25 protein-coding genes are annotated in these 24484 nt (G+C 39.1%); 15 read left to right on the forward strand and 10 right to left on the reverse strand.

Annotated elements, in window-relative coordinates; translation table 11 throughout:
• Window positions 1–102: 102 nt before the first annotated feature.
• Window positions 103–591, reverse strand: a complete 489-nt coding sequence (locus tag ABS766_RS02380; RefSeq protein ID WP_408083499.1) for a hypothetical protein — start codon at window positions 589–591, stop codon at window positions 103–105.
• Between the two features lie 197 nt (window positions 592–788).
• Between ABS766_RS02380 and ABS766_RS02385 the strand changes: the two genes are divergently transcribed.
• From ABS766_RS02385 to ypfJ, 11 genes are all read left to right on the forward strand, one after another.
• Window positions 789–1520 carry a class I SAM-dependent methyltransferase gene (locus ABS766_RS02385; protein WP_408083500.1) on the forward strand — a complete coding sequence of 244 codons (732 nt, stop codon included), beginning with the start codon at window positions 789–791 and terminating at the stop codon, window positions 1518–1520.
• A 2-nt stretch (window positions 1521–1522) separates the two neighbouring features.
• On the forward strand, window positions 1523–2257 hold the full coding sequence (locus ABS766_RS02390; RefSeq protein WP_408083501.1) for a ZIP family metal transporter: 735 nt from the start codon (window positions 1523–1525) through the stop codon (window positions 2255–2257).
• A 23-nt stretch (window positions 2258–2280) separates the two neighbouring features.
• On the forward strand, window positions 2281–3096 hold the full coding sequence (murQ, locus tag ABS766_RS02395; protein WP_408083502.1) for an N-acetylmuramic acid 6-phosphate etherase: 816 nt from the start codon (window positions 2281–2283) through the stop codon (window positions 3094–3096).
• Entirely contained in the window at window positions 3083–3301 is a 219-nt protein-coding gene (locus ABS766_RS02400; protein ID WP_408083503.1) for a DUF6095 family protein, read from the forward strand. Before murQ ends, ABS766_RS02400 begins: the two co-directional genes overlap by 14 nt.
• 10 nt (window positions 3302–3311) lie before the next feature.
• Window positions 3312–3905: a DUF1572 family protein gene (locus ABS766_RS02405; RefSeq protein ID WP_408083505.1), complete on the forward strand. Its 594-nt coding sequence runs from the start codon at window positions 3312–3314 to the stop codon at window positions 3903–3905.
• Window positions 3905–4279, forward strand: coding sequence for a DNA topoisomerase IV (locus tag ABS766_RS02410; RefSeq protein WP_408083506.1), 375 nt, complete (start codon window positions 3905–3907; stop codon window positions 4277–4279). Before ABS766_RS02405 ends, ABS766_RS02410 begins: the two co-directional genes overlap by 1 nt.
• Before the next feature lie 6 nt (window positions 4280–4285).
• A complete protein-coding gene (locus ABS766_RS02415; RefSeq protein WP_408083507.1) occupies window positions 4286–5062 on the forward strand; it encodes a TerC family protein in 777 nt (258 codons plus the stop codon).
• A gap of 151 nt (window positions 5063–5213) precedes the next feature.
• A complete protein-coding gene (gene panB / locus ABS766_RS02420; RefSeq protein WP_408083508.1) occupies window positions 5214–6032 on the forward strand; it encodes a 3-methyl-2-oxobutanoate hydroxymethyltransferase in 819 nt (272 codons plus the stop codon).
• A gap of 101 nt (window positions 6033–6133) precedes the next feature.
• Entirely contained in the window at window positions 6134–6829 is a 696-nt protein-coding gene (locus ABS766_RS02425) for an RluA family pseudouridine synthase (protein ID WP_408083509.1), read from the forward strand.
• Between the two features lie 113 nt (window positions 6830–6942).
• Complete coding sequence (locus ABS766_RS02430; RefSeq protein ID WP_408083510.1) at window positions 6943–8286, forward strand: hypothetical protein; 1344 nt, start codon at window positions 6943–6945, stop codon at window positions 8284–8286.
• Between the two features lie 81 nt (window positions 8287–8367).
• Window positions 8368–9231, forward strand: a complete 864-nt coding sequence (ypfJ, locus tag ABS766_RS02435; RefSeq protein WP_408083511.1) for a KPN_02809 family neutral zinc metallopeptidase — start codon at window positions 8368–8370, stop codon at window positions 9229–9231.
• Here the strand turns inward: ypfJ and ABS766_RS02440 are convergent.
• The gene (locus ABS766_RS02440) at window positions 9228–9458 is read right to left on the reverse strand and encodes a hypothetical protein (RefSeq protein WP_408083512.1); all 231 of its coding nucleotides are present in this window, start codon (window positions 9456–9458) and stop codon (window positions 9228–9230) included. The two genes, ypfJ and ABS766_RS02440, sit on opposite strands and share 4 nt — an antisense overlap.
• Window positions 9459–9479: 21 nt before the next feature.
• Window positions 9480–11015 carry a YifB family Mg chelatase-like AAA ATPase gene (locus ABS766_RS02445; protein ID WP_408083513.1) on the reverse strand — a complete coding sequence of 512 codons (1536 nt, stop codon included), beginning with the start codon at window positions 11013–11015 and terminating at the stop codon, window positions 9480–9482.
• 189 nt (window positions 11016–11204) lie between these two features.
• Between ABS766_RS02445 and ABS766_RS02450 the strand changes: the two genes are divergently transcribed.
• Genes ABS766_RS02450 through ABS766_RS02460 form a run of 3 tightly spaced genes read left to right on the forward strand, consistent with a single transcriptional unit; the run spans window position 11205 to window position 14321 of the window.
• Window positions 11205–12455: a cation:proton antiporter gene (locus ABS766_RS02450; RefSeq protein WP_408083514.1), complete on the forward strand. Its 1251-nt coding sequence runs from the start codon at window positions 11205–11207 to the stop codon at window positions 12453–12455.
• Window positions 12439–13803 (forward strand): FAD-dependent oxidoreductase, encoded by a 1365-nt coding sequence (locus ABS766_RS02455; RefSeq protein ID WP_408083515.1) that lies wholly within the window; start codon window positions 12439–12441, stop codon window positions 13801–13803. Before ABS766_RS02450 ends, ABS766_RS02455 begins: the two co-directional genes overlap by 17 nt.
• Before the next feature lie 47 nt (window positions 13804–13850).
• On the forward strand, window positions 13851–14321 hold the full coding sequence (locus ABS766_RS02460; protein WP_408083516.1) for a hypothetical protein: 471 nt from the start codon (window positions 13851–13853) through the stop codon (window positions 14319–14321).
• Between the two features lie 38 nt (window positions 14322–14359).
• On the opposite strand, the gene ABS766_RS02465 is transcribed toward ABS766_RS02460, so the two are convergent.
• The 6 genes from ABS766_RS02465 to ABS766_RS02490 all read right to left on the reverse strand — a co-directional run bounded on the left by ABS766_RS02465 (window position 14360) and on the right by ABS766_RS02490 (window position 22746).
• Window positions 14360–16357 carry a protein-disulfide reductase DsbD family protein gene (locus tag ABS766_RS02465; protein ID WP_408083517.1) on the reverse strand — a complete coding sequence of 666 codons (1998 nt, stop codon included), beginning with the start codon at window positions 16355–16357 and terminating at the stop codon, window positions 14360–14362.
• Window positions 16354–17667, reverse strand: coding sequence for a tRNA lysidine(34) synthetase TilS (gene tilS / locus ABS766_RS02470; protein WP_408083518.1), 1314 nt, complete (start codon window positions 17665–17667; stop codon window positions 16354–16356). Before tilS ends, ABS766_RS02465 begins: the two co-directional genes overlap by 4 nt.
• Window positions 17668–17688: 21 nt before the next feature.
• The gene (locus tag ABS766_RS02475; RefSeq protein ID WP_408083519.1) at window positions 17689–18990 is read right to left on the reverse strand and encodes an anthranilate synthase component I family protein; all 1302 of its coding nucleotides are present in this window, start codon (window positions 18988–18990) and stop codon (window positions 17689–17691) included.
• A gap of 83 nt (window positions 18991–19073) precedes the next feature.
• Window positions 19074–20480 carry a dihydrolipoyl dehydrogenase gene (gene lpdA, locus ABS766_RS02480; protein ID WP_408083520.1) on the reverse strand — a complete coding sequence of 469 codons (1407 nt, stop codon included), beginning with the start codon at window positions 20478–20480 and terminating at the stop codon, window positions 19074–19076.
• A 117-nt stretch (window positions 20481–20597) separates the two neighbouring features.
• Window positions 20598–22238, reverse strand: a complete 1641-nt coding sequence (locus ABS766_RS02485; protein WP_408083521.1) for a carboxylesterase/lipase family protein — start codon at window positions 22236–22238, stop codon at window positions 20598–20600.
• A 49-nt stretch (window positions 22239–22287) separates the two neighbouring features.
• Complete coding sequence (locus tag ABS766_RS02490; protein WP_408083522.1) at window positions 22288–22746, reverse strand: Lrp/AsnC family transcriptional regulator; 459 nt, start codon at window positions 22744–22746, stop codon at window positions 22288–22290.
• A 155-nt stretch (window positions 22747–22901) separates the two neighbouring features.
• Here ABS766_RS02490 and ABS766_RS02495 point away from each other — a divergent pair, with 155 nt between their 5' ends.
• Window positions 22902–24107, forward strand: a complete 1206-nt coding sequence (locus ABS766_RS02495) for an aminotransferase class I/II-fold pyridoxal phosphate-dependent enzyme (RefSeq protein WP_408083523.1) — start codon at window positions 22902–22904, stop codon at window positions 24105–24107.
• Here the strand turns inward: ABS766_RS02495 and ABS766_RS02500 are convergent.
• Window positions 24100–24480 carry a YidH family protein gene (locus ABS766_RS02500; RefSeq protein WP_408083524.1) on the reverse strand — a complete coding sequence of 127 codons (381 nt, stop codon included), beginning with the start codon at window positions 24478–24480 and terminating at the stop codon, window positions 24100–24102. The two genes, ABS766_RS02495 and ABS766_RS02500, sit on opposite strands and share 8 nt — an antisense overlap.
• Between the last annotated feature and the right edge of the window lie 4 nt (window positions 24481–24484).

Here is a 24484-nt window from a genome sequence, read left to right on the forward strand (position 1 = left end):
TTGCAGAATAAAGGGAACCCGCGGGCTCCCTTATTTGTTTAAAAAAAATAGGGCTGACTCACTTTTGAGACAGCCCCGTTAATAAATCTGATCTTTTCCTTTTTACTCATAAAAATGTGAGTGCAGGTTTTTAGAACTTAAAATTTCTTTTGCAACGGCAATTTCATCTTTATCCCCGCTTACTACCAGTACAAATTTTCCTGCTTCTATATGTTCTTTAATATTTTCAACATGTTTATCATTTGTAAAAAGTTTGGCTACCAGCGAGGCAAACCCTCCGCCTATCATACCAACATCTACACCGGCAATTGCGCCTACCAGGGCACCGGCACCATATAACATACCAAATCCAGGTATGGCAAATACTCCTAACCCGGTTAAAAGCCCTACTACCGTACCAGCTCCCATACCTACATAAGCAGGTATATTAGTAGCTTTATCTACTTCATCAAGGTGTATATGTTCATCATCAACTATACCGGCCTTTCCTACTAAAGATACATCTTTCATAGGAAAATCATGTTGTTTTAATTCTTTTAGCGCTTCTAATGCCTCTTTATAGGAGTTAAATACGGCTACTTTTTGTTCCATGCTTTTTGTTTTAAGATTAATTTCATCAGTGTATTACTACACGCTAAATTTACTTATAAAATAAATGTTATTAATTAAAATGCTGTTAAAAACTTAACATTTAAGCTTATTTAGTCCTTTTGTTACATTTTTGCTGCTAATGCACTACAATTGCATATAATAGTATAAATTTGCAGCACTTTTTTACAGGGCAAACTATGCATACAAATAAAAGCGACTGGTATACTTCATGGTTTGATACACCTTATTATCATATACTGTATAAAGACCGCAACTATAAAGAGGCCAGGCTTTTTATGGATAACCTTACCAGTTACCTAAACCTGCCCGATAATGCTAAAGTATTAGACCTTGCCTGTGGAAAAGGCCGTCATTCTATATACTTAAATCAGCTTGGATATGACGTTACCGGGGCCGACCTGAGTGAAAACAGCATTAAGCAGGCTTCTGAATTTGCTAATGAAAAACTGCATTTTATGGTACACGATATGCGTGAACCTTTTCCCGAAAAATACGATGCAATTTTTAACCTGTTTACCAGTTTTGGCTATTTTGATGAAGATAAAGATAACATGGCTACCTTAAAATCGATATGCAAAAGCCTGAAAGACGATGGTTTTGCTGTAATTGATTTTATGAATGTGCCACACGTAATTAAAAACCTTGTACCGCATGATGTAAAAACTGTAGAAGGTATAGATTTTCATATTAAGCGTTATGTAGAAGACAACCATATTATTAAAGAGATAGATTTTGAAGAGGGTGGCAGGCATTACCACTTTACAGAAAAAGTAGAGGCGCTTACACTGGATAATTTTGAACAGTTGATGGACGAGGCCGGTATTTACCTGCTGGATGTTTTTGGCGATTACAGGCTACATAAATTCAAAAAAAACGAATCAGAACGATTGATAATGATTTTTAAATAACAATGGCATATATATTACCTTTTTTGTCTGTAATACTCGGCTATGCCGTAGCTGTTTTTATTAAACCTTCTAAACGGCAGAATTTAAAACTGTTACTCGCATTTAGCGGTTCTTTTTTGCTTTCGCTTACTGTAATGCATCTGTTACCGGAAGTATATGAAGGCGCTACTGCCCATCACCATGACCACCAGGGGCATGAGCACGGACATAATAGCCCCATAGGCCTGTTTATTATGGCAGGTATTATTTTCCAGATAATACTTGAGTATTTTTCGCACGGTGCAGAACACGGGCACGTTCACGGGCCTGGAAAACATCATGACCACAGCCACGATCATTATGCGCCCATGCCTTGGTTGCTTTTTATAAGCCTTTGTATACATGCCTTGTTAGAGGGTATGCCGGTAAGCCATCATAACGACCTGGCTTGGGGAATAGCCATTCACCACTTCCCTATCGCTATTATTTTAACTGCTTTTTTTATTAATTCAGGTTTAGGAAAAACACCCATTACCCTTTTTATGTTGGCTTTTTCTGTAATGACACCCCTGGGCACACTATTAAGCGAAAACCTGCATTTTATAGAAGATTATTTTACAGAAATTTCTGCCGTGGTAGTGGGTATACTGTTCCACATATCGTCTACTATAATTTTTGAATCGGCAGAGAACCATAAATTTAACCTCGCAAAATTACTGGTTATCATTCTCGGGGTTATTATGGCTTATTTTCTTTAAATTTACCTGAAATATAATTTATCATGTCCTTCATAAAAACTACCGAGCAGGCATCTAAATATGAGCATCTTGAAAAAATGCCGGTGGGTGATTTGCTCCGTAATATTAATAACGAAGATAAAACAGTGCCCCTTGCGGTAGAAAAAGCGCTACCCCAAATAGAGCAATTAACACAGGTTGTGGTATCATGCTTAAAATCTGGCGGTAGGTTGTTTTATATTGGCGCAGGCACCAGTGGAAGGCTGGGAATAGTAGATGCGAGTGAATGCCCGCCCACTTTTGGTGTACCGTTTGATTTGGTTATCGGTCTTATTGCAGGAGGTGATACTGCTATAAGGCGGGCTGTAGAATTTGCAGAAGATGACCGAGAACAGGCATGGAAAGACCTTTCTGAATATAACATTACTACCAATGATGTGGTAATAGGTATTGCAGCATCGGGTACTACGCCTTATGTTATTGGCGGTCTCGAAAAATGCAATAATGCCGGAATTGCTACAGGTTGTATAACCTGTAATCAGGGCAGCCCACTGGCACAGGTGGCACAAAACCCGGTTGAAGTGGTAGTTGGCTCTGAATTTGTAACCGGAAGCAGCCGCATGAAAGCCGGGACAGCCCAAAAATTAGTACTCAATATGATAAGTACTGCTGCCATGATTCAGCTGGGGCGTGTAAAGGGCAATAAAATGGTAGATATGCAACTGAGTAACCATAAACTGGTAGGCCGGGGTGTAAAAATGATAATGGATGAACTTAATATACCGGAAGAAGAAGCCATTGCCCTGTTAGAAAAATATAAAAACGTACGTAAAGCCATAGAAGCCCATGCCAACAGATAAAAAAATATTAATGCGGGGGCTACGGTACCTGTTTTTTGCGCTCCCTTTGTTTTTTATTGGGCCTGTAGTAATTTTCAGCTCTTTTAAAAACCAGGGGCACCCCCTATTTATTCCTGTTATTGGCCTCGGTATTATTTGCTGCCTTACCGGCATGTGGTTTATGTTTATGGGCATACGTACAATAATGAAAAGTATGACCGATTAATCTATTAGCCATGAAAGCAGCAGAAGATTATATTCAAAGTGTAAAAAAACAGTTTTTATACTACAAAACGTTAGCTGATAAAGCTATGGCGCAATTAGAGCCGGAGCAGCTTTTTTATTCTCCGGATGAAGACACCAACAGTATTGCTATTATTGTAAAGCACATGTATGGCAATATGATGAGCCGTTGGACAGATTTTTTAACTACTGACGGAGAAAAAGAATGGCGCAATCGTGATGATGAGTTTGAAAACACCTATATAAATAAAGAAGCCCTATTATGTGACTGGGAATCAGGTTGGAGTTGCCTGTTTACCGCACTTAATACTGTTACACCAGATAACCTTAACGATATTATTTATATCCGGAATGAGGGGCATACGGTTATGGAGGCCATAAACCGGCAATTGGCACACTACCCCTACCATGTTGGGCAAATTGTATTTTTTGCTAAAATGATAAAGAAAACACCATGGGAGAGCCTTAGCATCCCTAAAAATAAATCCGGGCAATATAACTCAGATAAATTTGCCGTGGAAAAATCGGTAAAACATTTTACTGAGAGTGAACTGAAGAAATTATCTGATTCTGAACATAACAAATAATGAAAAAAGTTTTATACCTGTTTATTCTTACCGTGCTTTTAATGTCCTGTTATAACCAGGAGCGTAACTGCACCAATTTTAAAACCGGGAAATTTGAGTCGGAATATATTATAGACGGCGAAAAGAAAACCACTGTGTTTATACGTACTGACAGCCTTGAAATTGAAACCTATGAGGGCAAAACTGATACCGCAACCGTACGCTGGGTAAACGATTGTGAATATGTACTCCGAAAAATGAATCCCAAAAACATGCAGGAAGAAAAAGCAGTTGATATGAAAATATTAACAACAAACGGCGATACATACACCTATGAGTTTTCTATAGTGGGAGATAAACAAAAATTAAAAGGAATAGCAACTAAAATTAACTAATTGTATATGGAATTTTTATCCAACCCTGATGCCTGGATAGCTTTATTAACCCTAACCTTTCTGGAGATTGTATTGGGTATAGATAATATTATTTTTATATCTATAGTAACAGGAAAATTACCCCAGGCTGAAAGAAAAAAAGCTACGCGGGTGGGTTTGTTTCTTGCCATGTTTTTACGTATTGGCCTGTTATTTGGCATTACTGTATTAACACGGATGAAAAAGCCCCTTTTTGGTTTTGACTGGGGCTGGTTTAGTGCTCAATTTACCGGCCAGGCATTAATATTATTGGCCGGAGGGCTTTTCCTTATCTATAAAAGTACCAAAGAAATTCATGAAAAAGTAGATATAAAAGGAGCGCATGAAAAAGAACTAAAAACCAGCGCTGCGAAATCTTTTGCAGGCACAATTGCCCAGATACTGCTAATAGACCTTATTTTTTCGATAGATTCTATACTCACCGCCGTAGGTATGACCAGCGGTCTTGAAGGCGCATTATATATAATGATAACCGCAGTAGTAATTTCGGTGGGTATAATGATGTTATTTGCGGTGCCGGTAGGTAATTTTGTTAACGCAAACCCCTCAATACAAATACTTGGGTTGGCATTTTTAATACTTATTGGTTTTATGCTTATAACCGAAAGCATGCACCTTTCTGACGCGCAGCTTGCCGGCCAGCATGTAGGTGAAGTACCCAAAGGTTACCTCTATTTTGCCATTGCCTTTTCTCTTGCGGTAGAATTTTTAAACATGAAAATGCGTAAGAAAAACAAGGTGTGAAGCAGTATAATACTTTGATCGCGCTTACAAAAAATTGATAGAATAAAGGTCAAATTTAATTTCAAAATTAGCTTACCTATCAAGAAAAACTATATTTTAAACACTTCTATAATCACAAATTAGTACTTTTACCATCCTAAAATTTTGAAAAATGTCAGTCGCTAAAAAAGATTATAAAAGGATAACTACAAAATCGCTTATAGAAATGAAATCGCAGGGCGAAAAAATTTCTATGCTCACGGCTTATGATTTCACTATGGCAAAAATTGTAGATACTGCCGGGGTTGATGTGATATTGGTAGGCGATTCTGCTAGTAATGTTATGGCAGGCCACGAAACTACCCTCCCCATTACGCTGGACCAAATGATCTACCATGCCTCATCGGTTGTGCGCGGTGTAGAGCGTGCCCTTGTAGTAGTAGACCTTCCTTTTGGTACCTACCAAAGCGACCCGAAAGAGGCATTGCGTTCGGCTATCCGCATTATGAAAGAAAGCGGTGGCCATGCCGTAAAAATGGAGGGTGGTAAAGAAATAAAAGACTCCGTTAAAAAACTGCTCCATGCAGGTATACCCGTTATGGGACATTTGGGCTTAACCCCCCAATCTATTTATAAGTTTGGTTCTTATACAGTCCGCGCCAAAGAAGATGCCGAAGCGGAAAAACTTCTGGAAGATGCAATGTTGCTTGAAAACCTTGGATGTTTTGCAGTGGTACTGGAAAAAATTCCTGCTGCACTTGCCAAAAAAGTAGCCGAGAGCCTTACCATTCCTGTCATTGGCATTGGTGCCGGCGGCGGTGTAGACGGACAGGTACTTGTAATACATGATATGCTGGGTATGAACAATGAGTTCAGCCCCCGCTTTTTACGCCGTTACCTTAATCTATTTGAAGATATGACCACTGCCATAGGCCAATATTCAGCAGATGTTAAATCATCTGATTTCCCTAACGAAAAAGAGCAGTATTAAATGTTAATGTACCAATATGACAGTTTGATAATTAGGAAATTACACATTGACTAAAAAACAATTTTCAAATTGGCACATCTTCAAATTTTCAAATTACATAAGTGAAGATATTATCTGACAAAAATAACCTTCAGGTATTGTATGAAGACAACCATATTATTGTGGTTAACAAAGGTGCTGGCGATATCGTGCAGGGTGATAAAACAGGAGATAAACCGCTTAGTGAGGTTGTAAAAGAGTACATAAAAGATAAATACAACAAACCCGGGGCTGTATTTTTGGGGGTAGTACACCGTTTAGACCGCCCTACTACCGGTATAGTGGTTTTTGCACGCACCAGCAAAGCGTTAACCCGCCTTAATGACCTTTTTAAAAACCGCGAAACTCAAAAAACCTATTGGGCACTCGTAAAAAATATGCCTCAGGATGAAAAAGCCACTTTGGTACATTACCTGAAACGGAACGAAAAAAATAATACCAGTAAAGCACATATAAAAGAGGTACCCGGCAGCAAAAAAGCCAGCCTTGAGTATACCGTTTTACAAAAGCTCAACACCTATACACTTCTTGAAGTAAACCTGCATACAGGCCGCCACCACCAGATACGTGCGCAGCTTTCTTTTATTGGCTCCCCAATAAAAGGCGACCTTAAATATGGTGCTGAACGCAGTAACCCAGATGGCAGTATAAGTCTTCATGCCCGCCATTTATCTTTTATCCATCCTGTAAATAAAGAACTAATAGCTATTACAGCACCGGTACCTAAAGATGCTGTATGGTCTGCTGTAGCGTTATAGAAATACACACAATTAGGTATTTATTATCATAAAAATATAGTTTATGCACTTTTACTATTTTATCAGTAAGATTTTTAATAATTCACTATATTAGTATATTAAATACCTCAATTATGAAAAAAGTTACCTTATTCATATACTGTTTGTTTGCAAACGGATTATTTGCCCAGGAACATTTTTCGGGCATAGCAACCTCAAAACGTACAGGGCTTTTAAATGCAGACCTTAACCCTGCAGAGCTTGTAAACCTTCAAAACACCTACGAAGTAAATATTTTTAATTTTAGCGCAGGCGTAGCAAATAATAAAATAACGTTTGCAGACCTGTTACATAGCGATAATGACTTTGAGGAAATGATTTTTTCGGGTAATGAGGCCGCAAATCTTTCTGCCGATGTAGCTATATTGGGACCTGCATTTGGGTTTAAAAAAGATAAATGGGGATTTGCCATTTCTACAGGTGCACATGTCAAGGCAAATTTTATTGATATTAATACAACATTGGGCAGGGCTGTTACCAATGGGGGTATTGACAATATTACACAGGTATACCCTATATTACAATCAGAGAATCAAAGGGTTGTGGGCACATCATGGGGCGAAATAGGCTTTTCGGCAGCCCGCGAGTTTTATCAGGATAACCAACATAAACTATCTGCAGGACTTACCTTTAAACTGCTGTTTCCAAACACTTATGCCAACATGGGAGCGGGTAAACTTAATGGAACCATTGTTAATGATTTAGGAAATGTATATTTAACTGACGCCCAGGCCGAAGTTAACTTTGCGTATTCAGGTCCACTTGCAGATGATTATTCTGATTCCGGTAGTTTTACTGAGTTCTTTGCAGGTGGCTTAAATGGCTTTTGTGCCGACCTGGGTATAAATTACCAGCTTAAAGATAATAATCAAGACGGTTATAGGGTTAACGCAGGTATTTCTTTTAAAAACCTCGGGAACCTTACCTTTAAAGATGATAACAACACTACTAATAATTACAGCCTCAATATTCCCGAGGGACAGTATTTTAACCTAAACCAGTTTGAGGGAGTGGAAAGCGTGGAAGAAATAGAAGATATTTTTGTTTCAAGTGGTTTTGCCACCATACAAAAATCGCAACAGGACTTTAAAGTTAAGCTTCCCTCCTACCTTTCTGTATATGCCGATATTAAAATTCACCGCAGGTGGTATGCCACAGCCTTAGTACAGCAAAAAACAGGCGATAGCAATAATAACAACCAAATAACCGTACCTAACATATATTCTGTAACACCCCGCTACTCTTCAGGCTTTTTTGAAGCATATATGCCATTGGCCAGCAACGAAATATCGGGCTTTACTGCTGGTATTGGTTTCCGTTTGGGTGGTTTCTTTATAGGCTCGTCATCATTGCTTTCTGCTACAGTAACAGATACTGACCAGGCCGATGCCTATATAGGATTCCGGGTTGGGTTTTAGCCGTAAAAATCATAAAATCTTTATAAAGTAGATTCCAGTACACGTTATTATCTGTAATTTCATTTTATTAAAAAAAATTATATGAAGTGGCGTGGCAGAAGACAAAGTAATAATGTAGAAGACCGCAGGGGTGTTTCTGGCGGACAAGTAGCTGTTGGTGGTGGTATAATAGGCGTTATTGTACTACTCATAAATATGTTTATGGGCGGAGATAATACTGCTGTTATAAACGATATACAAAACCAGATACAGCAATCATCGCCCTATTCTGAAACCACAGAACTTACCGAAGAAGATAAAGAAATGGGTGAGTTTGTAGCTACTGTACTGGCTGACACCGAAGATGTCTGGGGAAAAATATTTCAGGAAAATGACCTCACATACAATCAGCCGAAGCTGGTATTGTTCCGCGATGCTGTACAAACAGCATGCGGTGGGGCATCATCAGCTACAGGACCTTTTTATTGCCCGGCAGACCATAAAGTATATATGGATCTTAGTTTTTTTAATGAACTTCAAACACGTTTTGGTGCAAAGGGCGGCGATTTTGCCATAGCTTATGTTATAGCACATGAGATTGGGCACCATGTACAAACTTTATTAGGTACTTCAGAAAAAGTGCGGCGCAAGCAACAACGCCTTGGTGAAACTGAAGCCAACAGGTTTTCGGTAGCATTAGAGTTACAAGCCGATTTTTATGCCGGTATTTGGGCACATTATAATGAAGAAATGAACAATGTACTGGAAGAAGGCGATATAGATGAAGCGCTTAGCGCTGCAAGCGCAGTTGGTGATGATGCCATACAAAGAAAAGCACAGGGCCGTGTAGTGCCAGACTCTTTTACACACGGTACCTCACAACAGCGTACGTATTGGTTTAAAAAAGGCTTTGAGACCGGCGATATAAATAAGGGAGATACTTTTTCTGAATTAGGACTTAATTAGTTAGTATCTCTGGCATTCATAATCTTCCACTGGTCATTTATATATTTTACTTTGTTTACCTCTTTCATGATATCCTCATGCTCTTCTGCATAGTAGTCAGATGATTTATCTTTCTCGCTATCCAGTTCGGCAGCGCGTTCCAGCAAATTGATTGTAACTGGCTCCAATTTTTTCTGCACAAACAAAGGCATGGCATCAAAAAGTTCTTGTAATTCTTCTCTAAGCATAATTATAATTCAAAATTTATATTATCCCAGCCATCCTTCACGGTCAAGGCTTCGGTATTGTATCGCTTCGCTAATATGTTGTGGAGAAATATTTATGGCGGCATCAAGGTCGGCAATGGTACGTGAAACTTTAAGTATTCTGTCATACGCCCTGGCCGAAAGGTTTAGCCGCTCCATTGCTGTTTTTAATAATTGCAGTGAAGCATCATCAAGTTTGCAATATTCGCGTATCTGCCTGGAGCTCATTTGCGCATTGTAATGTACATGTTCATATTCTTCAAACCGCTGTGTTTGTATCTCACGTGCCTTAGTAACACGTTTTCTGATTTCTACACTGCTTTCTGATTTTCGGGTATCGCTTAGTTTATCAAAAGGCACGGGGGTAACTTCAATATGTATATCAATCCTGTCTAACAGTGGGCCACTTATTTTGCTCATATAGCGTTGCATTTCGTGAGGCGAAGAAGTTACCGGCGCATCAGGGTCATTAAAATAGCCTCCCGGGCTGGGATTCATACTGGCTACCAGCATAAAACTGGAAGGGAATGTTATAGTAAAGCGTGCACGGCTTATGGTAACCTCACGGTCTTCCAGCGGTTGCCGCATTACCTCCAACACTTCACGTTTAAATTCCGGCAACTCATCCAGAAAAAGCACACCATTATGGGCCAGGCTTATTTCTCCGGGCTGCGGAAAACTTCCCCCACCCACCAGCGATACTGAACTCGCTGAGTGGTGCGGGCTACGAAAAGGGCGCTGATTCATTAAGCCAATGTTTTTTATCTTTCCGGCAACACTGTGTATTTTGGTAGTTTCTAAAGCCTCACGCAAGGTCATGGGAGGCAATATACTGGGCAGCCGCTTGGCCAGCATAGTTTTGCCTGCACCGGGCGGGCCAATTAAAATAATATTATGGCCACCGGCAGCCGCTATTTCCATACAACGTTTAATGCCCTCCTGCCCTTTTACATCATTAAAATCAAATTCAGGAAATTCAAGGTTTTTATAAAATTCCTCACGGGTATTAACTAAAGTAGGTTCAATAGTACCACGGCCTTCAAAAAAATCTATAACCTCGCTAATATTTTCCAGGCCGTAACACTCTAACCCTGCTACAATAGCAGCCTCTTTTACGTTTTGTTTCGGCAGGAAAAAACCTTTAAAACCTTCTTCCTTGGCCTTTATGGCAATAGGCAGTACACCTTTTATGGGTTGCAGAGAACCGTCTAACGACAGCTCGCCCATAATTATATATTTAGCAACTTCATCTGCTTTTATCTGCCCGCTTGCCGCCAATATACCTACGGCCAGGGTAAGATCATAAGCAGACCCTTCTTTGCGAAGGTCTGCAGGCGCCATATTTATAGTAATTTTTTTACCCGGCAGGCTGTAGCCGTTGTTTTTAAGTGCGGCAGCAATACGGTAGCTGCTTTCTTTTACGGCATTATCCGGGAGGCCAACAAGATGGTAACCTATGCCTTTATCTATATTAACTTCTACGGTTATTGTAGTGGCTTCAACGCCAAAAACGGCGCTTCCAAAAACTTTTATCAGCATTTATATTTGATTGGAGGCGTGAAAATACGGAAAATGATTGTAATATTTCTTATAAACTTAAACGTTTGCCAATACAACAGTTTTCCCAAAATGTACTTAAAATTTAACCTGTGATTTTTACCTGATATAAAACATCAGTAAATTTAAAAATATAATCACATTAGTAGGCAAAATATTGGCTTAATGCTTATGGAGCGTTATTTTAAAATTGAATATTATGACCTTGTATTACTTTTTGCAGGTATTATAGCATTGTTTGCAGCTATAGTGCCGGTTATATTTCGTAATAAATACTTTTCTGCACCAATATTTTATCTCATAATAGGCATAGCTGGTTATTTTATAATATTACATTATCAAATTGATCCGTTAAAACATCTAGAAGTTTTAAAACGCTTAACAGAATTTGTGGTACTTGTAGCACTTGCCAATGCGGGGCTAAGGATTAATGAACCCTTTAAATGGAAAACCTGGCGACATGCTTCAAGGCTATTAATAATCACCATGCCCATTACTATAATAGCTGCCACTTTTTTAGGATGGTGGGTTATGGGGTTTGCACCGGCTACAGCTATGCTGTACGGTGCACTTATTTCACCCACCGACCCTGTACTTGCAGGAGAATTACAAACTTCTGCCCCGGGTGAAAAAGATAATTCTGTAAGTAAACTGGGGCTTACTGCCGAAGCAGGTATTAATGATGGCCTGGCTTTTCCCTTTACATATTTTGCGATACATGCTTCTTTAAAAGGCTTAAATTATAAAGAATGGATTGGCGACTGGTTTCTTCATGATTTTTTAATAAAAATTATATTAGGCATAGGCATTGGGTTACTAACAGGATGGCTACTTTTTAAAATAGTATTTTCAACAGGCAGTAAAGATGATACTCTGGGTCGTATAAGCCGAGGAATTTTATCTTTAGCCTTAATACTTCTGCCCTATGCAATAGCCGAAATTGTTGGCGGCTATGGTTTCTTGGCTGTTTTTTTTGCTGCTTCTGTATTTAGCCGTTACGAAAAGCACAAAAAACACATGAACAGCCTGCACGATTTTAATGAAGAGCTGGAAAGTTTTGTTGTGGCTATACTTTTTATAATTATAGGTATTTTTATAGGTATGCATTATAGAATGATAATTGAGCCTAAAATAATAGCTATTGCCTTACTTATGGTATTGGTTGTACGGCCAGTAGTAGGATATCTTTCACTTATAAAAACAAACCTCAATGCATTTCAAAAATTTGTACTTTCGTTTTATGGCATACGCGGAATAGGTTCATTATATTACCTGGCTTATGGATTAACTGCTATTGGTTTTGAAAAACCTAAAACACTTGTGGCTACTACAACTGCCACTATTTTTTATTCAGTACTCATACATGGCATTACAGCGCGTTGGGTACAAAAAAACATAAAACGATATGACCAGATTGAATGACGATAGCTTAGTAGTAATTGGGGGCGATGCAGCAGGGATGTCTGCGGCTTCTAAAGTACGTCGTGTGCAGCCGGACAGAAAAATAATAGTTTTTGAAAAAACGAGCTATACTTCTTATTCTGCATGTGGTATCCCTTATTTTATATCGGGTACTATTACAGATTGTGATGCACTGGTACGCCGCAGCCCTGAAGAATTTCGGAATAAGTATAATATTGATGTACATACACAGCATTTGGTAACAAAAGTTGATACCGCCAATAAACGTATTAAGGTACATGATACAGAGAATAACCGTGAATTCTGGCAGGAATACGGCCAGCTTTTAATTGCTACGGGGGCTAAGGCATATTGCCCTGACGTAAAAGGGAACAGTGCCGAAAATGTATTTGGTATATCTACATTGAGAAGTGGCATCCGGGTTGAGAAATACATACGCGAAAACAAACCCGGAAAAGCCGTAATTATTGGCGGCGGATACATTGGCCTGGAAATGGCCGAAGCGCTTTTAATGCGTGGGCTAAAAGTAAGCATTGTTACACGGGGTAGCCAGGTAATGGATACATTAGATCCTGATATGGGTATTAAAATATCTGATGCAATAAAAAGCCTTGGGATAAATTTATATCTTAACGAAGAATTTAAGCATTTTGAGCTTGATAATGATAAAGTTAATGCTGTTGTTACTACCAACAATACTATTGATGCAGATATAGTAATACTTGGTATGGGGTCTGCACCAAATACTACATTTTTAGCAGACAGCGGTATAGCGCTTGGGGTTAAAGGCGCTATAAAAGTTAATGGACAAATGCAGACCAATATACCAGATGTATGGGCTGCAGGTGATTGCACCGAAACACTTAACCTGGTAAGTAAGCAACAATTTTATATTGCACTGGGTACTGTAGCTAATAAAACAGGGCTTGTAGCCGGAACCAACCTGGCCGGTGAAAAAATAACATTTCCGGGAGTGGTAGGCACTGCGGTTTGTAAACTTTGTAAATATGAAGTAGCGCGTACAGGTTTGCAGGAAAAAGAACTTAAAAAACTGAATATTGAGTACGTTGCTACTACTATAGACAGCACTACCCGTGCTGATTATTTTCCAGGAAATAAAAAAATTACAGTAAAATTACTTGCAGAAAAAAACAGTGGAAGGCTGCTTGGCGGGCAAATTGTGGGTGAAGAAGATGCAGCCAAACGTATTGATGTTCTGGCTGTGGCTATAACCCATAATTTAACCCTGCAAAATCTTATTGATATGGACTTGTCCTATGCCCCACCCTTCTCCCCTGTTTGGGACCCGGTACAAACCTGTGCCCGAAAATTAATAAAGTACATTTAAAAAGTTTTATTATGTTTGTTGCTGTAAGAACCAAAAAACCAACCAACATGAAAAAATTTGTTTTTATTATTTTTTGCAGCCTTTTGGGCACAATGGCAACCAAGGCACAGGTTACCTCAGTTAAAAATGCTGATGATGCCTTAAAAGCCGCTGATTTTTTACTTTCTAAACCCATTAATGTGCTGGAAGATTACCGGGATGATGCAAGAGCCTATCTATTTAAATGGATGGATAACACATCTGAATACATTTTTTCTGTAGACCATACCATGACTATTTTAGATAGCGATGCAAAACTAATGGGGATATATTTTGCCGCAATGGTTAAATACCAGATAGAGCATAAAATTAAAGATCCTGATGATGACACTAAAACTGAAATATGGAAAGTAATAGCCGAATACATTAAAAACAAGGACAATAATGTAAAAATTAGAGGCTCACTAAAAAAGCTGTTAGCAGCTTACGATAAAGGGAAAATAAAACAATTTCTGAATGACTATGATTATAAAGAATAAAAAAATGGCGCCGCAGCGCCATTTTTTTTATTACGATATTATTTTTCAAATTTACTTAATCCATCTTTTAGCCAGGCAAGATATTCTTCTATATCGGGAGTATAAGCCACCGGGTCGTTTAGGTTTGTTTCATCAAGGTTTATCAAAACATAGTAAGGCCTTGCATTAGACTCATACCTGCCTAATTGAAAATCACTCCATTTTTTCCCTACTGTATTTATTTTACGTCCACTATATTCAGATATAAACTGCTCAGATTCCGGTAAATCAATACGTTCGTCACAATAAAGAGAAATCAGTACTACATCATTTTTTAATATAGAGAGTACCTGAGGGTTTACCCATACATTTTCTTCCATATTACGGCAATTGGTACATACATGTCCGGTAAAATCAAGCATCACGGGTTTATTCACCTCTTTGGCATAAGCCAGGCCTTTATCATAATCTTCAAAAGCAATAATACCATGTACCGATACTTTGGCACCTTCCGTCAACTCGTTGTTATTTATTGCAGCAGTACTTCCGGATCCGCCAAAGCCCATGGGGGCTTCACTATAGGTTGACGGAGGCAATACACCACTCATTAGCTTAAGGGGAGCCCCCCACAAACCGGGTACTAAGTATATGGTAAAGGTTAATGATAAAACCCCTAACAACATACGCCCTACTGAAAGAAACGGCACAGGGCTATCATGCGGCATAGAGAATTTACCAAACAGGTACAAAGTTAATGCAGCAAATACGGCTATCCAGATGGCTATAAAAACTTCACGCTCCAAAAGGTGTAACTGTAACACAAGGTCGGCATTAGAAAGGAATTTAAATGCAAGCGCTAACTCTATAAATCCAAATACCACTTTTACCGTATTAAGCCAGCCGCCTGATTTTGGAAGGTTAGACATAAGGCTTGGGAATAAAGCAAATATCATAAAAGGAAAAGCCAGCCCTAAGCCAAAACCAAACATACCAAGGCTTAACAATGTTGCACCACCATCTGACGATAGTACCGTACCAAAAACAAACCCTAAAGCAGGGCCGGTACAACTAAATGATACTATAATAAGCGTTAATGCCATAAAGAAAATACCAATAAGCCCACCGGAGTTACTGGCATTATCTGCTTTGCTCGCCAGGCTGTTGGGTATGGTAATTTCAAAAGCACCAAAAAATGAAATGGCAAATGTTATAAATATGATGAAGAAAAATAAATTCAGGTAAACATTGGTAGAAATATCTGCAAAAATATTTCGGTCTATACCCTCAAAAATATGGAATGGCAATGATAGCAATACATAAATAACTACAATACATATACCGTAAAATATGGCATTAAATTTACCTTTGGCTGCCGAACTGCTGTTTTGTTTTATAAAAAAACTAACCGTCATGGGTATCATGGGGAATACACATGGTGTAAAAGTAACCAAAAGGCCAGCCAGTAGTGTGCCAAAAAATATAGTTAACGGGTCGGTATCATTTTCGTCGTCCGGTGTTGTTACTGCCTGTTTTTCACTTTTTTTTTTAAAGCCTGACAGTACTTCTTCAAATACCTTTACCTCTTTGGCAGTAAGACTGCTAAGGTTGAACTCAAAAAGGTTACTGCCCATAATGCATACCTCTTTACATACCTGATAGCCTACTTCTACCTGTACTATATTATTATCAGGGTTGGTAACTTTTATTTTCTGGCGTAACGTCGCCGTATGGCTCCAAAAAGTTTCCTCAACACCAAAGGTTTCATTAAAAGCAGTTTCAGTTTTACTTTCTTCCGCTTTGCCTACTAATTCATAATTACCTTCATTATTATTAAAGATAAACTCTAAAGGTAGTGAGCCCCCATCGGCTGTAAACTGGCTGTACATGTGCCAGTGGTCCTCAATCGTTGCATTAAAAACCAGCGTGTAATCGGTTTCAGAATCTTTTTCAACTTTAGCCGTCCATTTTACAGGCTCCATAACTTCGCCCGAAGGTATCTGGGCATAGGTAGTAACAAAAGTAAATGCTGTTAGTAACAGCGTTAAAAAATTTTTCATTTTACAACTTCTATCTTTAAAATTTGTGTTGTTTGTGTGGTGACTTTAAAGCGGTCATCGGCCCTGTGACCTATAACCCATATTATATCATTTCCGGAACAAAGTAGCCAGGCATTTTCTTTATCACTTAAAGATAATTTTTCATCTTTAAAATACTTAGACACCTTCTTTTTTTGCCCCTTCATTCCGAAAGGGTAAAAATAATCACCTTCCGTCCATTTACGAACAAATAACGGGAATTTTATTAATTCCTTATTAACATAAACAGTATTTTTAATCAAATCTTTATCTAAGCTACCTACTGTTGTAAAGGTTAGCTTTAGCGGGATTTCTATAAAATTGTCATTTTCATATACCGGGTAAACATCTCCCGCCACCTCTTTTTGCTGCTCAATAATAAGCGTGTCCCTGTCTTTTAATATCCTGTATGCATTGCTCAATACATATTTACCCGGTTGTGCCATTACAAGATTATAAATATCTGTCCAAGCGGTAAAACCAAGCGGATTAAGCCACGTATACAGGTAGGCTTTATAATTGGGCAGCCTTGTAAGTTCTTTAATATTTATAATTTTTTTATCATCAAAGTCATTAACTACCTTTTTATAAACCAGTACAGCGGCATCATCGGCTAAAGATTTTACCTGCTTTAAATGCTGGCGGGTATTTTGAAAACTTTCTAAAAACGAAGGGTTAAGTTCTTTTAAAACCGGACTGATATGATGCCTAATTTTGTTACGCAGGTATTTATCTGATGCATTGCTACTGTCTTCCCGCCATTTAATGTTATTTTTTTTAGCATACGCTTCAATATCCTTACGGCTGAAAGCAAGCAATGGCCTTACAATTTTGTTGTTTATTTCCGGAATTCCGGTAAGCCCTTCTATACCTGTACCGCGCGAAAGGTTTATCAAAAAAGTTTCCAGCACATCATCGGCATTATGTGCGGTAATTATATAATCGTATTCTTTTTCTTCCAATTGTTCATAAAACCACTCGTAGCGTAGTTCCCTCGCTGCTATTTGTATAGAAACTTTATAATCCTGCGCATAGGCTTCGGTATCAAAATGTTCGTTATATACGGTAATTTTATTATTTTGTGCATACTGTTTTACAAAAGCCTCATCGCCATTACTTTCTTCCCCACGCAAGTTAAAATTGCAGTGAAGTATAGCTATTTCATAATCCAGTTGCATAAACAAATGTAAGAGGGTCATACTATCTATACCGCCACTCACTGCTATAAAAAGCTTTTTGCCTTTTAAAAAAGTGAAATGCTGTGAAAGATGTTGCTGAAATTGTAAAAGCATGGTCAAAAATACGCAATTTTTTTATGCATCGGCATTAAGTACTTTATGCATGGCATTGGCTTTTAGCAGGCACTCTGCATACTCACTTTCGGGCACTGAACCTGCCGTAATGGCGCTTCCTACCGAAAAAGACAGGTATTTGTTTTGGCTGTTATACAAAATACTGCGTATAACCACATTAAAATCAAAATCGCCATCCGGGGTAAAATATCCTATTGCACCGCTGTACACTCCCCTTTTAGTTGCTTCAAGCGACTCTATAATTTTCATGGCCGATATTTTCGGCGCTCCTGTCATGCTTCCCATTGGGAACGTTGTTTTTATGACCTCTACAGGCGAAATACCATCTTCAACATGCGATACTACAGTAGAAATAAGATGGTGAACCTGCTTAAAAGTATAGGCTTCACAAAGCTCTTCTACCTTAACCGAGCCTTTAGCAGCAGTATGTGAAAGATCGTTACGCACCAAATCTACAATCATAATATTTTCAGCACGTTCTTTTTCGTTACTATGCAGTAAATCTTTTATTTGAATATCTTCATTTAAATCATCACTTCTTCTTGCGGTACCTTTTATGGGTTGCGAAATTATCTTGCTGCCATCCTTACGCAGGTAACGTTCCGGCGAGGCCGAAAGTACATAATGGTTATGATTTTTAAAATAAACAGCAAAAGGCGGCTCAGAAATAGCATTTAATTTTTGGTATACATTTAAGGGGGTTATATCTGCGGTAGCATTATAAAATTCCATGCAGAAATTAGCCTCATAAATATCCCCCCTTAAAATATGCCCCAACATAGTATTTACTTTATGTAAATAATCCTGTTTTGAAACACGTTGCTGTATGTGTAACGGTTTACTACTAACCTGCCCATTATGATTAGGTATTATAGCCGTAATTTCCTTTATATCATCTTCTATTTCATCATCACACATAGCAAGGTAACTCAACGTAAGCCTGTTTTCTTTTATAAAAAAAAGTTTTTTAGGCTGAAAGAAAAACAGGTCAGGAAACTCCAAACCATCAAAATTAGAAGATTGTAGTTGTTCCGTATCATTTTTAAGGTCATAAGCCAGATAGCCAAAAAGCCAGTCTTTTGTAGTTTGCTGGTATGTTTGTAAATCTTCAAAAGCATTATGGTAGTCTGTACGTAAAGATGTTAAGGCATCTACAGCCAATACCGCATCGTACGAACTATATTTTTGATGATAGTTATTACTGTCTAAAAAAACAACTTCGCGAAACTGCTGCGACCACTGCAACAGCTGGTTTTTAAACAATGTTATATCCTGGATAGTATGAATAACTGTTGTTCTCACATTATTAAATTAACAGGTAGACAAAAAGTACCAATAAACACAAACCCGCTTTAAAGCGGGTTTGTGATATAAATTTAAATGAATTATAAGTGTATTGGCCTGTTATCAGTAGCGGCAAGTGCGGCTTCTTTAACGGCTTCGGCATAGGTTGGGTGGGCATGGCTCATCCTTGAGATATCTTCAGCAGAAGCGCGGAACTCCATAGCGGTTACCGCTTCGGCAATAAGGTCGGCTGTACGGGCACCAATCATGTGTACACCCAAAACCTCATCTGTTTTGGCATCGGCAAGAATTTTCACAAAACCATCAGTATCCATACTGGCACGGCTACGGCCAAGTGCCTTAAACGGGAAACTACCTGATTTATACTCTATTCCAGCTTCTTTAAGCTGCTCTTCGGTTTTACCCACTGCAGCTACTTCTGGCCAGGTATATACTACACCCGGTATGAGATTATAATCTATGTGTGGTTTTTGGCCTGCAATAGTTTCGGCAACAAAAACCCCTTCTTCTTCTGCTTTGTGGGCAAGCATTGCACCACGTACAACGTCGCCAATAGCATAAATATTAGGCACATTAGTTTGCAGGTGTTCGTTTACCTCAACCTGTCCCCTTTCAGAGATTTTTACCCCGGCTTTATCAGCATTAAGGCCTTCGGTAAAAGGCCTGCGCCCTACTGACACCAAAGCATAATCGCCATCAAGGGTGATGGTTTCTCCCTTACTGTTTTCTGCTTCAACTTTTACGCCTTCACCTTCACGCTCAACAGATTTTACTTTGTGTGAAGTATAAAACTTCATGCCCTGCTTTTTAAGCACCTTGGTAAGCTCTTTGCTCAGCGAGGCATCCATGCCCGGTATAATACGGTCAAGATACTCCACAACGCTTACCTGTGCCCCAAGGCGCAGGTATACCTGCCCAAGCTCAAGCCCAATAACACCACCACCAATTACAATTAAGTGTTTAGGCACTTCTTTAAGCTTTAAGGCTTCGGTAGATGTGATTATCTTTTCTTTATCTATTTTGATGAAAGGTAACGAAGAAGGTTTAGAACCTGTAGCTATAATAGTATATTTAGCCTCTATGGTTTCCTCTGCCCCATCGTTTTTGGTAACTTTTATATGGGTAGCATCTTCAAACGAGCCAACACCTTCTAAAACAGTAATCTTGTTTTTATCCATCAGGTATTTAATACCACTCACATTTTGGTCTACAACGCCCTGTTTGCGGGCAATCATCTGCTCAAAATTTACTTTTATTTCTCCTTCAATATCAATACCGTGCTCTTTAAAAGTAGCATGGGCATCATGATAATGGTGTGAAGAGTCTAACAACGCTTTGCTGGGAATACAGCCTACATTAAGGCAGGTGCCGCCAAGGGTTGGGTATTTTTCTATAATTGCAGTATTGAAGCCTAATTGTGCAGCGCGGATGGCAGCCACATAACCGCCCGGACCCGAGCCTATAACGACAACGTCAAATGAACTCATAGTGTAATGATGGTTTTTAATTTTGTAAAGCAAAGTTAGTTAATAACATTCAGATTGCCCCAAATAAAAAAGAGGAATTTACATTCCTCTTCCCGTTTTCAATACCAAACAAAACAACTATTTTTTTGACTTATAAAATTTATCCAGAAATAAATACCTGCTTTCATTTTCATCCGGAGCTGCTTTTGGAGCTACATTAATATCCATAATATTCATAAGCCCGGTTGCACTGCTTGCAGGCCAAACCGGAAGCTTTTTACCATTAGGATTACCTGTTTTTATAAAATTAGCAAAGTATTCTTCACCAAATTTAGAAACCGTATAATCATCTTCCGTCCAGCTAAATACTTTATTTGTAGCTAAGTTTCCCAGTAAATATTCAATATCACTGGCATGTGAAGCGCCCTTTAAGGCCTCCGGCATTTTATTTTCTTCTTTTTTCTCCCCGTCATCTTTTATAATACCACCCGCAAGCCCGGTTTTGGCATTTCCCATTTCGGCTCTCATTGGTGGCCTTGCTTTACTAAAGGTATAGGCATAAACAGGCTCTCCAGATGTTTTGCGGTGCAGGTTGAGCCATTTCCAGGTACTCAGCACTATAAAACCATCACTTGCCAGTGCAGTGGCCGATTGTATTACCTCTTGCTCATTACCTCCTGGGTAAAGCTCAAATACGATTTCTGCCTGATCTTTACCAAAGCGTTCCTGAACAATTTTTGTATAATTTTCGGGATTAGGGTACTGCCCCATCATAAAGGCCTGATAAGGCATTTCTGCATTTGTCCATCCTGCCAGCAGCGGCACTTTTTCCTGCTCTCCCGCAGCAAACACCTCTTCCGGGGGTTTTGGTAAAAAATAGCCATCAATCACAACCGAAGTGTTGAAAGCCCCCCATTTAGATGCCTCATCAAGTAATGTTTCTGCGGGGATAGCCCTGAGCGCTTCTAAAGAGGAAACTCCTGCTTTTTCAGCAAAAGTTTCGCCCCGCTTTTCATTATCTTTCATGGCTACTGGTACAAAAGTTGGAGAAATCATACCACCGCTTTGCCCTATGGCCTGTGTAAATAAACCTTTTGATAGTGGTGAAGCCATTTGGGCACACACCGAAATAGACCCGGCAGACTCCCCGGCAATAGTAATTTTATCGGGATCTCCACCAAAGGAGGCTATGTTTTCTTTTACCCATTTTAGTGCAGCATTCTGGTCTAATAAACCGTAATTGCCCGAAGCGTGGTTGGGCGATTCTTTTGTAAGCCCGGGGTGACTGAAAAAACCAAATATACCTAACCTGTAATTAAGTGTTACAGTTACGATGCCTTTTTGCGCAAGGCTTTCACCATCATAACGATATTCAGATCCGTCTCCTGCTACAAAGCCCCCGCCATAAAAATAAACCAATACCGGTAATTTTTCATTTGCTTTCTTAGCGGGTGTCCATACATTAAGGTACAGGCAATCCTCGCTCATTTTTGGTGCCCTAAACATCATATCCCCATATACGGGCTTTTGCATAGGGCTGGCGCCAAATGTTGTAGCCTTGCGTACTCCATCCCAATTTTGTGGTGGTTGCGGAGCCTTCCAGCGCAGGTTACCTACAGGTGGCTGTGCAAAGGGTATACCTCTATAGTTTTCTATGCCCGTAGGCAACACCATACCCTCTAAAATGCCCTGTGCTACTTTGGTTTGTGGCGCTTTTTGGGCAAAAGCATTTATAGTGAGTTGTAACAATAAAACCATAATCAGGTTGGTTTTTTTCATAACTATAATGTTTTTAATTAAATCAAATATACTATTTTTTATTGCTTCATTATAAAACAATGATGTTTGTGTTTTTTACTTCATTTATAACAAAAGTGCTGTGGGTGCTCCCTATATGTTGCAGGGTGGTGAGTTTTGTTACCATAAATTCGCGATAAGCTGTCATATCAGCTACTACAATTTTTAAAATATAGTCATAATCACCACTTACATGATAACACTCCAATACCTCTTCAAGCTTTATAACTTCTTTTTCAAATTTAGTCAAATAATCCCGTGTATGCTGTAGTAATTTAAGATGGCAAAATACTAAAAACCCTTTGCCTGCCTTGGCCGGATTAAGCACAGCAACATATTTATCAATAATACCGTTGCGTTCCAGTTTTTTTATGCGCTCATAAACGGCAGTAACCGATAAGTCCAGCTTTAGAGATAAAGCCTTTGTGGTGGGCGTGCTGTCTTCCTGCAAGTACTGTAATATTTTTTTATCGGTGCTGTCTAATTCCATATGAAAAATTTTCTTTAAATATTAAACCATAACTAGTAATACAGAATAAAAAACTACAATTATACTATAATATAGTATAATAAACTATTATAAATACATACTATTGATAATACAGCCCAAAATACATCATTTTGTAATAAATAAACACACACATTATGAAAGAATTTAATCCCGCAGATAACATTCAGGATTTACAATATTTTGGCGAATTTGGAGGCGTAAACCCATCCATATCAGATTCTTCCACCTATACCTTTCTTTCTGCCAAAACCATGTTTGATACATTTGAAGGTAACGCCGAAGGCTGTTACTTGTACTCGCGGCACTCTTCGCCCAGTAACTTGTATTTAGGTCAGGCACTGGCTGCTATGGAAGGTACTGAGGCTGCTAATGTAACAGCATCCGGCATGGGGGCTATAACCTCTGTTTTATTACAGCTTTGCAAAGGCGGCGATAGTATTATTAGCAGCCGAACGGTATATGGAGGCACGTATGCTTTTATGAAGAATTTTCTACCGGGATTTGGTATAAGCACATCTTTTGTGGATATTACCAACCCTGAAGCGGTTGAAGCGGCCATAACGCCCACATCTAAAGTATTATATTGTGAAACCGTGAGCAATCCACTGTTAGAGATTGCCGATATTGAAACACTTGCTGGTATTGCTAAAAAACACAACCTGGCACTGGTGGTTGACAATACTTTTTCTCCACTGTCGGTTTCACCATACAAACTGGGGGCAGATGTGGTAATACACAGCCTTACCAAGTTTATTAACGGCAGTAGTGATACCGTTGGCGGTGTTATATGCGGTACTCAGCAGTTTATTGATGACCTTCGAAATGTAAATGCAGGCGCTGCTATGTTGCTTGGCCCTACTATGGATAGCCTTCGGGCCGCCAGTATACTAAAAAACCTGCGTACCCTGCACATACGTATAAAACAGCATAGTTATAATGCACTGCACCTTGCACAACATTTTGAACAGGATGGGCTTACCGTAGTTTACCCCGGCCTTGAAAGCCACAGGGGACATAACAAATATAAGGGAATGATTAACCCTGAATATGGTTTTGGCGGTTTACTTACCATAGATGTAGGCAGCCTGGATAAAGCCAATGAGCTTATGGAGCTGATGCAGCACCGCAATTTGGGTTACCTTGCCGTGAGCCTCGGTTTTTATAAAACATTATTCAGCGCGCCCGGAAGCTCTACCTCAAGTGAAATACCCGCAGAGGAACAAAAACAAATGGGCCTTAGTGATGGACTGATACGTTTTTCTATAGGGCTTGATAATGATATTGAGCGCACCTATAGTATGATGCGGCAGTGCATGGCAGAACTCGGGATTATTAAGTAGTTTCTATCAGATACAATATCAGGGCAACGCTCATGAGCAATACCGCTGCCGTTATTACAATTAATAAAGCAGAATTGTGGCGGTATGCCCTGTTACGTATAAGTTTCTCGGTACGTTTGTATCTTATAAAAGAAAACAAACACATTAATGCCCCTACGCTAACCAGCAATATACCAATAGCGGCAGAATAGCCCCGGTTGGGCACTACGGCATCGGTACCCAGGCTAAAAGCTATCTGTTTTACAAAAAGAGAAAATTTAACCACTACAAAACCAAAGGCCATAATACCTATAGAGGTGCGTAACCATGCCAAAAAGGTACGCTCATTTGCAAGGTGCTCCCTTAAAAGTTCAGGGTCATTTTGTTTTTCCATAACC

The organism is Flavobacterium rhizosphaerae (assembly GCF_046000445.1).
Classification (GTDB): Bacteria; Bacteroidota; Bacteroidia; order Flavobacteriales; family Flavobacteriaceae; genus Flavobacterium; species Flavobacterium rhizosphaerae.